Below are 15453 nucleotides of genomic sequence, written 5' to 3' on the forward strand. Positions count from 1 at the left end.
ATGAACGCGCCCTGGAAATCCGGTCTCCCCGGCAATCGTGACCCGTTTGCTGCCTATATCTGCGATGACAACGCGCTGGATGTCCTGCGCCCGGTCATCATCGAGATGGGCTGGCAGCCGGAGAAGTGCAACAAAGGCGGCCTGCGCAACGCGATCCAGTCGCTCAGCGTCAGCGCCAGCCCGGCGATCCTCGTCGTCGACCTGTCGGAAAGCGGCGATCCGCTGAACGACATCAACGCGCTCGCCGAAGTGTGCGAGCCGGGGACGGTGGTTATCGCCATCGGCCAGGTCAACGACGTGCGCCTGTATCGCGACCTGCTCGCGAGCGGTATCCACGATTACCTGCTCAAGCCGCTTTCGGCACAGCAGCTGCACGATGCGCTCAACCAGGCGCTGGCGATCTTCACTGCGCCCAAGGCGGGCGAAGGCGAATCCGTCAAGCGGCACATCTCGACCGCTGTGGTCGGGACGCGCGGCGGCGTCGGCGCATCGACGCTGGCGACTTCGCTGGCCTGGCTGTTCAGCGATCACCACGAATCGCCCACTGCGCTGCTCGATCTCGATGTGCATTTCGGCACCGGTGCGCTCGCGCTCGATCTCGAGCCGGGTCGCGGGCTGACCGACGCCATCGACAACCCGAGCCGCATCGACGGCCTGTTTATCGAGCGTGCGATGATCCGCGCGAACGATAATCTGTCGATCCTGTCGGCGGAGGCACCGATCAACCAGCCGTTGATGACCGACGGTTCGGCTTTCGTGCAGCTGGAGGAAGAATTCCGCCAGGCGTTCGAAATGACCGTGATCGATCTGCCGCGCAACATGCTGATCAACTTCCCGCACCTGCTGACCGACGTGAACCTCGTCGTGCTGGCGTGCGAGTTCACGCTCGCTTCGGCGCGCGATACGATCCGCATCCTCTCGTGGCTCAAGACGAATGCCGCGCATGCGCATCCGATGATCGTAGCCAACAAGGCGCAGCTGAATGTTGCCGAGATAAGCCGCTCCGACTTCGAAGCCTCGATCGAACGCAAGGTCGATTTCGTCGTACCTTACGACGTCAAGGCGGCCTCGAACGCGGCCAAACTTGGCCAGGTGTTCGTCGATGCCAATCGCTCGAGCAAGGCCAGCGCGGTAATCAAGCAGATCGCCGAACGCATCATGGGCGCGAGCGAGGAAGACCTGTCGTCGGTGACCGAAGAGAAGAAATCGCTGCTTGGCGGCTTCGACTTCAAGTCGCTGCTGGCGAAGAAAGACAAGACCGAAGCAGAACCGGCAGAATAGCGGTCGGGCGGGATCTGGCGCGCGCAATCGCTGCGCGCGCTGCCCCCGCCCAGCCCCAGCCAGCTCCGCAGGAACAAGAATAGGCAGGACCGACACACATGGATATGCTCCAGACCCTGATCATCACGGCCGTGATCTTCGCTGTGATCGTCGTCCTGTACCTGATGATCGACGGTGCAGGTGCCGGAAAGGCGCAAAAGCGGCGCCTCCAATCGCTGCGCTATCGCCACTCCGAAAGCACGGATGCTAAGGTCGAATCGCAGTTCAAGAAGGCGATCGCGGCCCGCAAACCCAAGACGCACAAGGTCGCCGGCTCGGGCTCGCGGCTCGAGGCGCTCGAAGTGCGACTCGACCGCACGGGAAAGCAATGGACGCTTTCGCAATACATCTACTCTTCGCTCGGCCTTGCGCTGGCGATCGCGGTGGTGGTGTTCATCCAGTCGGGCGCGATCCTGCTGGCGCTGGGCGTCGGTCTGCTGATCGGTGCCGGCCTGCCACACCTCGTCGTCGGCTTCTACATTTCCAAGCGGACCGCCCAGTTCAACTCCAAGTTTCCCGACGGGATCGAGTTGCTGGTGCGCGGTCTGCGTTCGGGCCTGCCGGTGACCGAAACGCTGGCGGTGGTCGCACAGGAAGTGCCCGGCCCGGTCGGAAGCGAGTTCAAGGGCGTGGTCGAAAGGATCAAGATCGGCAAGACCATGGAGGATTCGCTCCAGGAGACCGCCGATCGCCTGGGCATTCCCGAATTCAACTTCTTCTGCATCACGCTCGCGATCCAGCGCGAAACCGGGGGCAACCTCGCCGAAACGCTGTCGAACCTTGCCGACGTGCTGCGCAAACGCGCGCAGATGAAGCTCAAGATCAAGGCGATGAGCTCGGAATCGAAAGCGTCCGCCTACATCGTCGGCGCTTTGCCCTTCATCGTGTTCGGCATGATCTGGTGGATCAACCCGAGCTACATCGGCGGCTTCTTTACCGACGATCGCCTGATCGTCACCGGGCTGGGTGGGCTCGTCTGGATGAGCATCGGGGCCTTTATCATGGCCAAGATGGTCAGCTTCGAAATCTGAGCGGGGAGACAGGATCATGATCGAACAACCCGCCGGACCCACGCTACTGGGCTTTGACGTCGTCATGGTCGGCACCGTGCTGGCCGGGCTCGCCGCATTCGCCGTGATCATGGCAATCTATGCCGCGGTCACGATCAAGGACCCAATGGCCAAACGCGTCCAGTCGCTCAACGAGCGGCGCGAGCAGCTCAAGGCCGGGATCGTCACCAGCGCGACCAAGAAGCGCGCAAGCCTTGTCCGCAAGTCCGACACCACCGACAAGGTCAAGGACCAGCTCGGCAAGATGAAGGTCCTGCAGGATAGCCAGATCGAGGCGGTGCAGCAGAAGCTCGCCTATGCCGGCTATCGCAACAAGGAACTGGCAGTCCTCATCATCGGCCTGCGTGCCGTGTTGCCGATCGTGCTCGGCCTGGCCGGATTCCTCGCGATCTACATCATCGAAGTGTTCCCCGATTGGGGCCCGATGTACCGCCTTGGCGCGGTCAGCGCGCTCGTCGGGCTCGGCTACAAGGGTCCCGAACTGTACCTTTCGAACAAGGCTTCGAAGCGCACGCTTGAAATTCAGAAGGGCCTGCCCGACGCGCTCGACCTGCTGGTCATCTGCGCCGAAGCCGGTCTTACCGTCGACGCGTCCTTCAATCGCGTCGCCAAGGAACTGGGCCGTGCCTATCCCGAGCTGGGCGACGAATTCGCCTTGACCGCGATCGAGCTGAGCTTCCTCAACGAGCGCAGGCAGGCCTTCAACAACCTCGCCTACCGGGTCAACCTCGAAGCGGTGAAGGGCGTGGTGACCACCATGGTCCAGACCGAACGCTACGGTACGCCGCTCGCCAGTGCGCTGCGCGTGCTGTCGGCCGAATTCCGCAACGAGCGGATGATGCGCGCCGAAGAGAAGGCCGCACGTCTGCCCGCGATCATGACGGTGCCGCTGATCCTGTTCATCCTGCCGGTGCTGTTCATCGTCATCCTCGGCCCGGCGGCCTGTTCGATCAACGACGCGCTGCTGACCGACTAGAGCTCCTTACCAAGACGGGAGTGCGAACGCGCGGCTGGCCGGGATACCCCGCCGGTCGCGCGTTTCGCGTTGGGGTCGCGCGCCTAGTCGAGCCCCTGGTCGAGTCCGCCTTCGAGCCTATCGTCGAGCCCGCTTGCGCGCCCGCCATTGAGCTCTGCCGCGCGATGGCGCATCCGTTCGAGCAGCGCGCGGAACTGCACGCGTTCCTCGGGCGCGAAGCCGTCGAACAGCTCGCTTTCGGTCTGCAGCGCCAGCGGCATCACCTCGCGGTGGATCGCCCAGCCCTCCTCGGTCAGTTCGAGCAGGTGCGAGCGCCCGTCGCGCGCGTTAGGCGCGCGGGTCACCAGCCCGCGCTCCTCCAGAACCTTGCACGCCCGGTTTACCGCCACCTTGTCCATCACCGTCGCCGCCGTCAGATCGCGCTGCGTCGCGGTCCCGGCATCGCCGAGCACCGCCATCACCCGCCATTCGGGGATCTTGAGCGAAAACCGCTTGCGATAGCGTTCCGAGATCAGCTCGCTCACCGCGTTGGAGGCAATCGAAAGCTGGTATGGCAGGAAACCGGCGAGTTGCCCCGGCGCCACGCCCGATTTGGTGGTCTTGCTCATGCACTTGGTTTCCCATGAAACCAACTCGGTTGGCAAGGGCCGCCCGGCTATTCGTAGGGGCGCTTCTCCCACCACGGGTAGAAATCGGGCATGTCCTCGCTCACCTTGCCGGGATAGACCGGGCGGCGCTTGTCGAGAAAGCTCGCGATCCCTTCCTGGGCATCGGCCCCGCGCGAGAGGCGATAGATCGCGCGACTGTCGATCTTGTGCGCTTCCATCGGGTGATCGGCATTCATCAGCCGCCACATCATCGCCCGCGTCATCGCCACCGAGATCGCCGAAGTGTTCTCGGCGATCTCGCGCGCGAGTTCCTGCGCAGCGAGAAGCAGGTCCGCGGGTGCATGGATCGAGCGCACCAGCCCGCCGGCCTTCGCCTCCCCTGCGTCAAACACCCGGCCCGAATAGCACCATTCGAGCGCTTGGCTGATCCCGACGATGCGCGGCAGGAACCAGCTCGAGGCAGCCTCGGGCACGATTCCGCGACGCGCGAAGACGAAGCCGTAGCGCGCCGTCTCGCTCGCCAGGCGAATGTCCATCGCCAGCTGCATCGTCGCCCCGACGCCGACCGCCACGCCGTTACACGCTGAAATCAGGGGTTTTTTCGATTCGAACAGGCGCAAAGTGAGCAGCCCGCCGCCATCGCGGACGCGCTCGTCGGAGAGGCTTTCGACCTGGTCTCCGCTCGAAAACACCTGCCCTCCGCCGTCGGGCGTCAGGTCCGCCCCGGCGCAGAACGCCCGCTCGCCCGAACCGGTGAAGATCACCGCGCGCACCGCGTCGTCGGCGTCGATATCGTCCATCGCCGCCATGATCTCCGCCCCCATCGTGCGGGTATAGGCGTTCATCTTCTCGGGCCGATTGAGCGTGATCGTGGCGATGCCATCGGCTTTGTCGACGATGATTTGCGTATATTCGGTCATCGTGGTCTCTCCCAAAAACGAGTAAGCCCCCGCGCCGGCGGGGGCCTCCGTCGATCTCGTGCGAGATTGTGGGAGGTCCCCGTCTGCGCGGGGACTCGCAAATTTGTTATCGCGGCGCCATCCGGATCGCGCCGTCGAGGCGTACGTCCTCGCCGTTGAAGTAGCCGGTTTCGATCATGCACATTGCCAGTTGCGCATACTCTTCGGGGTAGCCGAGACGCTTGGGGAACGGCACGCTGGCCGCGAGCGCTTCCTTCACTTGCGGAGGGGCGGCGTTCATCAGCGGGGTGTTGAAGATGCCCGGCAGGATCGTGTTCACGCGGATGCCTTCGCGCATCAGATCACGCGCGATCGGCAGCGTCATGCCGACCACCCCGCCCTTCGACGCGGAATAGGCGGCCTGACCCATCTGCCCGTCTTCGGCGGCCACCGATGCGGTGTTGACGATCGCACCGCGATCGCCGTCTTCTGACAGCGGATCGAGCGTCATCATCCCCGCCGCCGACTTGGCGATGCAGCGGAACGTGCCGATCAGGTTGACCTGGATCACGAAGTCGAACGCGCTGATCGGGAAGTGCTTGATTTCTCCCGATTGCTTGTCGCGGCTGGCAGTCTTGATCGCATTGCCGATCCCGGCGCAGTTGACGAGGATTCGCTCCTGCCCGTGCGCCTCGCGCGCCTTCGCAAAACCGGCATCGACGTCGTCGTCGCTGGTGACGTTGACCTTGCAGAACACGCCGCCGAGCTCATCGGCCATCGCGTTGCCCTTGTCCTCGTTCATGTCGAAGATCGCGACTTTTGCACCTTTCGCGGCCAGCGCACGCGCCGTGGCTGCGCCGAGGCCCGAAGCACCGCCGGTGACGACGGCGGGAGTGTTGGCTGAAACTTCCATTTCGATATTCCTCTCAGATTGGGATGGGGTCAGACCGACTCGACGATGGTGACGTTGGCGACGCCGCCGCCCTCGCACATCGTCTGCAGGCCGTATGTCTTGTCGTGGCGCTTGAGCGCGTGGACCAGCGTCGCCATCAGCTTGGTGCCCGACGCGCCGAGCGGGTGGCCGAGCGCGATCGCCCCGCCATGGACGTTGAGCTTGTCCGGGTCCGCGCCGGTATGCTTGAGCCACGCGAGCGGCACCGGTGCGAAGGCTTCGTTGACTTCGTAAAGATCGATGTCGCTCATCTTCATGCCTGCGCGTTCGAGCGCGCGGTCGGTGGCGAACAGCGGCTCTTCGAGCATGATCACCGGATCGCCCGCCGTCACGGTGAGGTTGTGGATGCGCGCCAGCGGGGTGAGGTTGTGGCGCTTGAGCGCCGCTTCGCTCACCACCAGCACCGCGCTCGATCCGTCGCAGATCTGGCTGGCGGAAGCGGCGGTGATCTTGCCGTCGGGAGAGATCAGCTTGACGCTCGCGATCCCTTCGAGCGTGGCGTCGAAGCGGATGCCTTCATCGACCTTGTGAACGTCATCGCCGTCCGGGGTCTCGATGGCGACCGGCACGATCTCGTTGTCGAACGCTCCCGCCTGGGTCGCGGCGATCGCACGCTTGTGGCTTTCCAGCGCGAATTCGTCGAGCTGATCCTTGGAAAAGCCGTGCTTGTTGGCGATCATTTCCGCACCCATGAACTGCGAAAACTGGATGCCGGGATACTTCGCCTGCAGATCGGGCGACATGTAGTGGCCCAGCCCCTCTTTCATGTGGAACGTCGCGTTCGAACCCATCGGGACGCGCGACATGCTCTCGACGCCGCTGGCGATCACCACGTCCTGCGTGCCGCTCATCACCGCCTGCGCGGCGAACTGGATCGCCTGCTGCGAGCTGCCGCACTGGCGGTCGATCGTCACCGCCGGGGTCGATTGCGGAAGCAGCTTCGAAGCGAGCACGCCCATCCGCCCGACCTGCATCGCCTGTTCGCCCGCCTGCGTCACGCAACCGGTCACCACGTCGTCGATCGCGGCGGGATCGACGCCGCTGCGCTCGACCACCGCATCGAGCGATTTCGCCAGCAGATCGACCGGGTGGACGCCGGCAAGACGGCCCCCGCGGCGGCCACCGGCAGTGCGCACGGCTTCGACGATATAGGCGGTGGTCATGGGCGGGTCCTCTCGTTTACGTAAACGTTGCTATTTGCCACTCGCCTATGGGAGCGCAAGCCCCAAATCAAGCGCTCAAAGTGATGGGAGGCGACGGCAAACCCTTGTCCGGCGCGGCCCGCCCGCTATCACTCGGGGCGAGGGGAGATGCGGGTCATGATCGGCCTTTCACCGCAGGACTGGTACGACAGGGCCTCCGCCGCCGCGCAGGCGGGCGATGCGATGGGTGCGCTCGCCACCCTGCGCAGCGGACTGGCCGCGCATCCCGATGCACCGGGCCTGTGGCATGCTGCGGGCAGCACGCTGATGATGCAGGGACGCCCCGCCGAAGCGGCCGATCACTTCCGCAAGGCCTTCACGCTCGATCCCAGACAATTCGACCATGCCGTCGACCAGGCGATCGCGCTGTCTGCGGCAGGGCGCAATGCAGAGGCGCTGGACGTGCTCGTCAGGGTCGAGAAGAAGGGGGCGAAGCACGCGCATTACTGCTCCACCCGCGCCAATGCCGAGCGCGGCATGGGCCACGGCGCAGCGGCGGCGAAATGGTACGACCGCGCCCTGACAATCGAGCCGAACCGGCCCAAGGCGCTGCTGGGCCGGGCCAATGTCGCGCTGGAACGGGGCGAACGCAGCGCGCTCCAGCGGTTCGACAAGGCGCTCGATGTCGACCCCGGCAATCCAATGATCCTGCTGGCCAAGGCGCAGGCTCTCGAGGTTGCCGGCGATGCCGAGGGGGCGCTGGCGCTGGTCGGCGAAGTGACTGCCGGGTTCCCGCACTATACCGATGCCTTGCAACTCAAGGCGCAGCTGCTTCTAGCCATGGGCGAATCCGATTTCACCTCGCACTTTGCCGCCGCCGCCGAGCAGGTCCCGGCCGATCCGGCGATCCGGGTCAGCTGGTGCCGCGCGCTGGCGGGGATGGACCGCGAAGCCGACGCCGCCGAGGTCGCGGCACAGGCACGCGCAACGTTCCCCGAAGAGCCGGGCTTTGCGCTGCTCGAGGCGGTCTATGCCGGGGCGGCGGGCGACAATGGCCGGGCCGATGCGATCTTCGCACAACTGGCGCTCGATACCCCCGCCCGCCACGTCCACGAAGCGCGCCATCGCGTGCGGCAGGGCGACTACGACGCGGCCGAAGGTTTGCTCGATACCGCGCTGGCCGCACAACCGGACAATATCGATGCGTGGTCGCTGCGGGGGATCGTCTGGCGGCTGATCGGGGACCCGCGCAGCCAGTGGCTGCACGAACAGGCCGGGCTGGTCGAATTGCTGCCGTTCGCGGCGCGATCGGGCCTTCTCGACAAGGCGGCAGCCACCCTGCGCGAAATGCACGCGGTCTCGACCATGCAAATCGGGCAGACATTGCGCGGCGGCACGCAGACGCGCGGGGCGCTGTTCCAGCGCGCCGATCCGGTGCTCGCCGAGCTGCACGAGGCAGCGCGCAAGGCCCTCAACCGCTACCGTTCCGCCCTGCCCCCGGTCGACCCTGCGCACCCGCTGCTGCGGCATCGCGATGCGCCGTGGCCGATCACCGGATCGTGGTCGATCCGCATGACCGGAGATGGCGGGCATCACAAATCCCACATCCACCCCGATGGCATCGTGTCGAGCGCGCTCTACCTTGTCGTGCCCGAGGAAGCCCGTGGCGAAGGGCAGCGCGGCTGGCTCGAAGTGGGGCGCCCGCCGCCCGATCTCGGGCTCGACCTGCCGCCCCTGCGGGTGATCGAACCGCGGGCCGGGCATCTCGCGCTGTTCCCCTCCACGCTGTTTCACGGAACCACCCCGTTCGACACGGCAGAGCGGCTGACGGTCGCGTTCGACGTAGCGAGCGAAGCGCGCTAAGGGGCCGCCGCGACCATGAAAAAGCTGTTCGAACTCAATCCCGCACTCGATCGCGCCGCGCTGGCCCGGCGCTTTGCCGCCACCGGCCGGGTGCAGATCCGCGACGTGCTGACGGAGGAAACCGCGCGCGAGATCCTCGCAGTGCTGACCAGGGGCACGCCGTGGGGCATGGCGATCGGCGCGGGCGAGACCACGCCGCAAAGCTTCCGCATGGAAGAGGCCCGCACCCCGCAGGGGCAGCAACAGGTAAACGCCGCCGCCATGGCAGCGCAGGAGCACAGCGCGCGCGGCGAATACGGGTTTCGCTTCGCGCATTATCCGATCCTCACCGCGCTGCAGGAACGCTGGGATCCGGATGGCCCGCACGAGGTACTGCTCGAACACCTCAACGCGCCCGAGTTCATGGCGCTGGCGCGCGATGTCACCGGTATCGAGAGCCTGTTCAAGGCCGACGGTCAGGCAACCCTGTTCGCGCCCAACCACTATCTCGGCCGCCATATCGACAGCCACGTCGCCGAAGGATGGGAAGTCGCCTACGTGCTCAATTTCGCGCGCGACGACTGGCACCCGGACTGGGGCGGCTACCTGCTGTTCCTCGACGAGGACGACGATGTCGTCGAAGGGTTCCGCCCGCGTTTCAACGCGCTCAACCTGTTCAAGGTGCCGCAATCACACCTGGTCAGTTACGTCCCGCCGTTCGCGCCGATGGGCCGGATCGCGGTGACCGGATGGTTGCGCTCGAAGTGAGCAGCGGCGCGCCCCTTTCCGCTCCAGAGGCGCTGGTGCGCGCGCGGATGGCGATGCAATCGGGCGATGTCGCCGGAGCGATGGCCATCACCGACGCCGCGCGGCGCGATCATCCCGACGACGCCGCGCTGGCCGATGCCGCGGGCGATCTCGCGCTCAGATCGGGCGATGCGGCGGCGGCAGCGGCGCATTTCGCCGCTGCCTGCCGCGCTGCGCCGACCATGCTCGATTACGCGCTCAACCATGCGATCGCCTTGCAGCGAATGGATCAGCACCGCGAAGCGCTCGCGGTTCTCGAGCCACACGAGAAGGCCGGATACAGTGTCGCGCGCTACGGCAGCATCCGGGCGCTGTCGGAGCGCAGCCTCGGCCACGCGGGCGACGCCGCGCGCTGGTACGATGCCGCGCTCACCGCCGAGCCGCACCATCCGCGCGCGCTGCACGGGCGGGCACGGGTCGCGCTCGAACGCGGGGAAGGCGATGCGGTGGCGCGGTTCGATGCCGCGCTGGCGGTGAATTCGGGCGATGCGGACCTGTGGCTGGGCAAGGCGCAGGCGCTCGAAGTCGCGGGCGATATCGCCGGGGCGCGCACCATCGCCGAACAGATCGCCGCGCAGGCTCCCGGCTTCATCGCCGCGCTCGAATTCCTGAGCGGGATGAAACTGGCAGCTGGCGACGCCGATTTCGCCGCTCCCTTTCGCACCGCCGCCGACAAGCTGCCGCAGGATCCCAACATTCCCGCAGGGCACGCCGAGACGCTTGCCGGGCTCGACCATGCGCGCGAGGCGGCCGAAATCGCCGCCGCCGCGCGGTCGCGGTTCCCGAACGAACCGCATTTCGCCCTGCTGGAGGCGGTGCATGCCGGATCGGCGGGCGAATGGGAGCGGGCCGAAGCGATCTTTGCCACCCTGCCGACCGACAGCGCCATGCGCGCGCTGCACGAGGCGCGGCACCGGTTGCGCGCCGGGGACACGGCGCGGGCGGAGGCGCTGCTCGAGCGCGCGCTGGTCGACAATGCGTGGGACATTTCCGCCTGGGCGCTGCGCGGCATCTGCTGGCGGCTGGCCGATGACGACCGCGCCGGCTGGCTGCACGAGCAGCAAGGGCTGGTACAGCTCCGCCCGCTCGCCGGGCGCGACGGGCTGATCGGCGACGCGGTCTCCGAGCTGCGCAGATTGCACGCCGGTTCGGCGCTGCCGCTGGGCCAGAGCCTGCGCGGCGGGACCCAGACGCGCGGCATCCTGTTCCAGCGCACCGAGCCGCTGCTGGCCGAGCTGCACGCGGCGATCCGGGCGACGCTGGAGGACTATCGCCGCGAGCTTGCCCCGCTCGACCAGCATCACCCGCTGCTGCGGCATCGCGAAACCGCCTGGCAGCTCGCCGGGTCGTGGTCGGTGCGGCTCACCGGCGGCGGCGATTACCACACCGCGCATATCCACCCGCAAGGCATCGTCTCGTCCGCGCTCTACCTCGTAGTGCCCGAGGAAGCGCATCACGAAGGGCAGCGCGGCTGGCTCGAAGTCGGCCGCCCGCCGCCCGATCTCGGGCTCGACCTGCCGCCGCTGCGCGTGATCGAGCCGCAAGAGGGACACCTCGCGCTGTTCCCATCGACGCTGTATCACGGCACCACCGCGTTCGGATCGGAAGAACGGATGACGGTGGCGTTCGACGTCGTGACCGGGCAAGGACACTCGCGATGACCGATACGCACGCTACGATCGCCGATGCCACCGCCTGGAGCGAATTCTGGGCGCAGAATGCCGGTGGAGACGGCGGCGGGTGCCTGCCCGAACGCTGGGCCGCGATCGAGGAGGCGCAGAAGGCCGCCTGGCGCAGCTTTACCTCCGACCTGCCCGAACGATCGCGACTGCTCGATCTTGCCACGGGTGACGGGCGGGTGCTCCGCTGGATCCGGGCGGAGCGCTCCGATCTGGCGCTCATCGGGATCGATCTGGCCGCGACATTGCCCCCCGCGCCGGAAGGGACCGAGACGCGCGGCGGAGTCGCGATGGAAGACCTGCCGTTCGACGACAGATCGTGCGACGCGGTGGTGAGCCAGTTCGGCTTCGAATACGGCGACGTCGCGAAAGTTGCCGCCGAGATCGCGCGCGTCCTGGCGCAGGGTGGCAGGATCGGGCTGATGGTTCATCGCGGCGACGGGCCGATTCTGGAACACAATCTCGCGCGCCGCGCGGCGATCGATTGGGCCCTGTTCGAAAAGGCCGTGGCAAAGACGGTCGCCAACGCCCTGACCGCACCCAATGGCGGGACTGACGCCGCGGCGCAGGTGGCGGGGGCGTTCAATATGCTGGGGGCCCGAGTGCACGGCGATAGCTCTCCGGCGTGGGAGATCCCGGAGGCGCTGCGCCGTGCGGTGCTGCTCGGCAGCGATACGCAGGCGATCCTCGGCACGATCGCCGCGATCGAAGCGCAGGCCCACAACGAACTGGGGCGGATCGCGTCGCTCGAACGCGCCTGCGCCACCGCCGATGCCCGTGACGAACTGGTCGGGGCGTTCGCCAGGCATGGCCTGAAGCTGGTCGATACCGCTCCCGTGACAGAGCCTTCGGGCCGGTCGCTTGCCGATTTCCTGACCTTTTCCTGATCGTCTCCTGACGCCGGGAAGGTCGCACCGCCGGCGCGGGTCTTGCGCCTGCGTTGCCGATCCTAACGTCAACGAAAAAGGGCGGCGGACCGAAGTCCACCGCCCCTTTCGTTCAGGCTTGGCGCGCTCTTAGAACGAGAACGCAACCGAAGCGAAGAAGTCCCGACCGTTCACGTTGTAGGTGCTCGGGAAGGTGTTGGCCTGCTCCTGGTTGTCACCCAGCAGGAGACCGCTCGGACGGTTGGTCACGAACCCGTTCGCATCGAATTCGGGCGTACCCGGCAGCGTGTCGAGCAGGTTGTTGATGCCGAACGTGATGGTCACGTTCTCGGTGGCTTCAACCGCAAGCGTCAGGTCGAAAATGTCGTAGGCGGGGATCCGCTCGACACCGTTGAAGGCGGTGTAGTCGGTGCCGTCGTCGGCATCGTCCACGGCGCTCAGGTGACGCCAGCGCGTCGACAGCGTGACCGGTCCGTCGATCCAGCTCAGACGCGAGACCCACGAGAACGACGAGCGAGGATCGCCCGTGTTCGGGCAGTCGCCGCCGAACTTGCCGGCGCACTCGAACACTTCCGGCTGGCCCTGAAGCGGACGCAGGAAGTAGCTTTCCGTCCAGGTTCCGAGGAAGCTGAAGTTCAGGCGCGAATCGCCATCGGTGTTGAAGATCGCGAACGGCAGCGAGGTGCCGTAGTTCACTTCGACGTCGACACCCGACGTGCCGAGCTCGGCAACGTTGACGCCCGCAACCAGCGGCGGAGCATCCACCGTGATCGCACCGTCGCCGTTACGAATGCCGACGAACGGCTGACACAGCGGGCTGTTCACGTCCTGAGCCGTGCCGTAGCACAGGTTCAGAAGGCCCTGGAGCGAGCCGCCCGCAACCGAGATCGCATCATCGATGACGATGTCGAAATAGTCGGCCGTGATCGTCAGGCCCGGGATGAAGTCCGGACGCAGCACGACACCCGCGCTCCAGCTGGTCGAGGTTTCTTCCTGGAGGTTCGGGTTGCCGCCGAACAGCGCCGGGATCTGAGCGTTCAGCTGGATCGCGTTGGCGTTGCCCACGTTGCCCGCCGGAACGCCGGTCGCGACGCAGGTCTGCGAAGCACCCGGGTTGGCTGCCAGGAAGCCCGGATCGCCGCACGGGTCGGTCGCGCCGGGGAAGCCGATCGCCTGACCGCCGAACAGTTCGCCGACGTTCGGTGCACGCACCGCACGCTGGTACTGACCGCGCAGCTTGACGCTCGGAACCACGTCGAATTCGGCACCACCGGCATAGGTCCACACGCCGCCTACCGCGTCGAGCGAGTAGTCGGAGTAGCGGGCCGCACCGGAAAGCTCCAGACGCTGCGAACCGTTGTCGAAAATCGGAACGTTGAGTTCGGCGAAGAGTTCACGCACGTCGTACGCGCCTTCGGTCGCCTGACCGGCGTTGAAGCCGATCACGTCGCCCGAAGACAGCGCGGTGTCGGGAATGAACTGCGAACCGACGCGGCGATATTCCACACCGGCTGCGAAGCCGACATCGCCAGCGCCCGAGGTGAGCTCACCCAGGAAGCCGGAGATCGAACCCGACGCCACTTCGACGGTCGAGATGTCGCCGTTCTGTGCCTGGATCGTGATGGCATTCACCATCGCCGGGGTGAGCGTGCCCTGACCGAAGATGTTGAGCGCAGTGCCCGTCCCGTCGAGACCGGCCTGGAAGGCCGAACGCGAGATGTTGCCCTGCTGCACGTTCGAGTTACGCGTCCGTGCATAGCTGTAGTAGGCATCGTAGTTCAGGTTGTCGGTGATCGCCCCGGTCACGCCGGCGAGCACGCGGAATGCGTTGCGCTCGTCGAGCGAGTTGCGCCCGCCGGATTCGAGCACGCGGCGCTGGATCGATGCGCTCACCACGCCAAGCTGCGGAGCCGGCAGCGGCGACAGGCCGTTGGCGACACGCTGGGCGTTGGCAGCGGCTTCGCGCTGGTCGAGCAGGTTGAGTTCGGCGATCGTTGCTGCGTCGAGGAACTGCGACACGGTCGCGATATCGACGTTGAACGTGCCGGTCACCGGAGTCGCCGCGAGCTCGGTGGCGACGCGGTTGTTGACGAACGCGACCTCGGTGTAGGCGCGATGACCGTCCACGAATTCGTAGTCGGCATAGCCACCCAGCAGGTAACGTTCCTGCGGAACCTGCAGGTAGTTGACCGGTGCGTAGTTGTAGGTGTCGCCGGCACGGCGGCGCGGGCTGCCCGGCGTATCGAAGATGGCATCGTCGATGACGAGGCCCTGCGCCAGCGGAGCAGTCGGCGTTTCGCCCGGATCGGTGACGTCGCCGTCGCCGTTGAGGTCGGTGCCGTTAGCGACGGCGGTGGAGCCGGGTGCGTTGAAGCGGCCCTGCGGCACGGTCGACGAACCGAACTGCAGCAGGTTCAGACCGAAGGTCTCGCCGCCGATCGCGAAGTTCGAGAAGTCGCGGTCGCCCTGGAAGATGTCGTCGCGCTGATAGTACTCGGCGAAGACGGTCGCGCTGCCGCGGCCATCGTCGAAGCTGGTGCCGATCGCGCCATACATCTGGTAGCGGGCGCCATCGCCGCGCTCGGTGATGGAATACTGGCCGCCGAACTCGACGCCTTCGACCTTCTTGAGGTTGAAGTTGACGACGCCCGACATGGCGTCCGAACCGTAAACGGCCGAAGCACCGCCGGTCACGACGTCGACAGTCTCGATCAGGAAGTTCGGGATGGTGTTGAGGTCGACGATCTGCTGGGTGTCGAACGACAGCCAGCGACGGCCGTTGACCAGGACCAGCGTGCGCTCTTCGCCCAGACCGCGAAGGTCGAGCGTGGCGGTGCCGTTACCCGGGTTGTTGGAGTTGCCGGTAACGCCCGGCACAACCTGCGGCAGCGCGTTGACGACGTTTTCGACGTTGACCGCGCCGGTCAGCTGGAATTCCTCGGCAGCGACGACCGCAACCGGAGCGGCGGTTTCGACGTTGCGCTGCTGAATGCGCGAGCCGGTCACAACGATGAAGTTGTCTTCCTGCGCGGATTCGGCGGATTCGGTATCTTGTGCGTAAGCAGGCGTCGCGATCACGGCACCGGCCATGATCGTGCCGGCGAGCAGCGATCCCTTGGTGAAGCGGTTCATTTCAGTCCCCTTTATAAATGTGCGCCAGAATCGGCGCGCATTTTCCGGAAAATACACGGGCACACGCCCGGATGGTCCGCGCTTATGCCAATCGGAGTCGTCACCGCAATCTCACAGGCTATCAATTTGCGCGGTTGCC

Annotated in this window: 12 protein-coding genes; 7 read left to right on the top strand and 5 right to left on the bottom strand. The window is 66.2% G+C overall.

Features of this window, described 5'->3' with window-relative positions; translation table 11 throughout:
• The 3 genes from KDC96_RS09120 (at position 1) to KDC96_RS09130 (ending at position 3366) form a co-directional block, all read left to right on the top strand.
• A complete protein-coding gene (locus tag KDC96_RS09120; protein ID WP_212448150.1) occupies positions 1 to 1281 on the top strand; it encodes a pilus assembly protein CpaE in 1281 nt (426 codons plus the stop codon).
• Positions 1282 to 1379: 98 nt separating this feature from the next.
• Positions 1380 to 2351 (top strand): type II secretion system F family protein, encoded by a 972-nt coding sequence (locus KDC96_RS09125; RefSeq protein WP_212448151.1) that lies wholly within the window; start codon positions 1380 to 1382, stop codon positions 2349 to 2351.
• A 16-nt stretch (positions 2352 to 2367) separates the two neighbouring features.
• Positions 2368 to 3366, top strand: a complete 999-nt coding sequence (locus KDC96_RS09130; RefSeq protein WP_212448152.1) for a type II secretion system F family protein — start codon at positions 2368 to 2370, stop codon at positions 3364 to 3366.
• A gap of 83 nt (positions 3367 to 3449) precedes the next feature.
• Here KDC96_RS09130 and KDC96_RS09135 read toward each other — a convergent pair whose 3' ends face one another.
• The 4 genes from KDC96_RS09135 to KDC96_RS09150 form a co-directional block, all read right to left on the bottom strand.
• Positions 3450 to 3974 (bottom strand): MarR family winged helix-turn-helix transcriptional regulator, encoded by a 525-nt coding sequence (locus KDC96_RS09135; protein ID WP_212448153.1) that lies wholly within the window; start codon positions 3972 to 3974, stop codon positions 3450 to 3452.
• Positions 3975 to 4021: 47 nt separating this feature from the next.
• Positions 4022 to 4894, bottom strand: coding sequence for a crotonase/enoyl-CoA hydratase family protein (locus tag KDC96_RS09140; protein WP_212448154.1), 873 nt, complete (start codon positions 4892 to 4894; stop codon positions 4022 to 4024).
• A 106-nt stretch (positions 4895 to 5000) separates the two neighbouring features.
• Complete coding sequence (locus KDC96_RS09145) at positions 5001 to 5786, bottom strand: SDR family NAD(P)-dependent oxidoreductase (RefSeq protein WP_212448155.1); 786 nt, start codon at positions 5784 to 5786, stop codon at positions 5001 to 5003.
• A 29-nt stretch (positions 5787 to 5815) separates the two neighbouring features.
• Positions 5816 to 6988: an acetyl-CoA C-acetyltransferase gene (locus tag KDC96_RS09150; RefSeq protein ID WP_212448156.1), complete on the bottom strand. Its 1173-nt coding sequence runs from the start codon at positions 6986 to 6988 to the stop codon at positions 5816 to 5818.
• Between the two features lie 156 nt (positions 6989 to 7144).
• Between KDC96_RS09150 and KDC96_RS09155 the strand changes: the two genes are divergently transcribed.
• Genes KDC96_RS09155 through KDC96_RS09170 form a run of 4 tightly spaced genes read left to right on the top strand, consistent with a single transcriptional unit; the run spans position 7145 to position 12182 of the window.
• Positions 7145 to 8830, top strand: coding sequence for a tetratricopeptide repeat protein (locus tag KDC96_RS09155; RefSeq protein ID WP_212448157.1), 1686 nt, complete (start codon positions 7145 to 7147; stop codon positions 8828 to 8830).
• A gap of 15 nt (positions 8831 to 8845) precedes the next feature.
• Complete coding sequence (locus KDC96_RS09160; protein WP_212448158.1) at positions 8846 to 9577, top strand: 2OG-Fe(II) oxygenase family protein; 732 nt, start codon at positions 8846 to 8848, stop codon at positions 9575 to 9577.
• Entirely contained in the window at positions 9559 to 11277 is a 1719-nt protein-coding gene (locus KDC96_RS09165; RefSeq protein ID WP_212448159.1) for a putative 2OG-Fe(II) oxygenase, read from the top strand. Before KDC96_RS09160 ends, KDC96_RS09165 begins: the two co-directional genes overlap by 19 nt.
• A complete protein-coding gene (locus KDC96_RS09170) occupies positions 11274 to 12182 on the top strand; it encodes a class I SAM-dependent methyltransferase (RefSeq protein WP_212448160.1) in 909 nt (302 codons plus the stop codon). The genes KDC96_RS09165 and KDC96_RS09170 overlap by 4 nt, the downstream gene beginning before the upstream one ends.
• A 129-nt stretch (positions 12183 to 12311) precedes the next feature.
• Here KDC96_RS09170 and KDC96_RS09175 read toward each other — a convergent pair whose 3' ends face one another.
• Positions 12312 to 15314: a TonB-dependent receptor domain-containing protein gene (locus tag KDC96_RS09175; protein ID WP_212448161.1), complete on the bottom strand. Its 3003-nt coding sequence runs from the start codon at positions 15312 to 15314 to the stop codon at positions 12312 to 12314.
• Positions 15315 to 15453: the final 139 nt, after the last annotated feature.

This window comes from Erythrobacter sp. JK5 (assembly GCF_018205975.1).
Taxonomy (GTDB): Bacteria; Pseudomonadota; Alphaproteobacteria; order Sphingomonadales; family Sphingomonadaceae; genus Erythrobacter.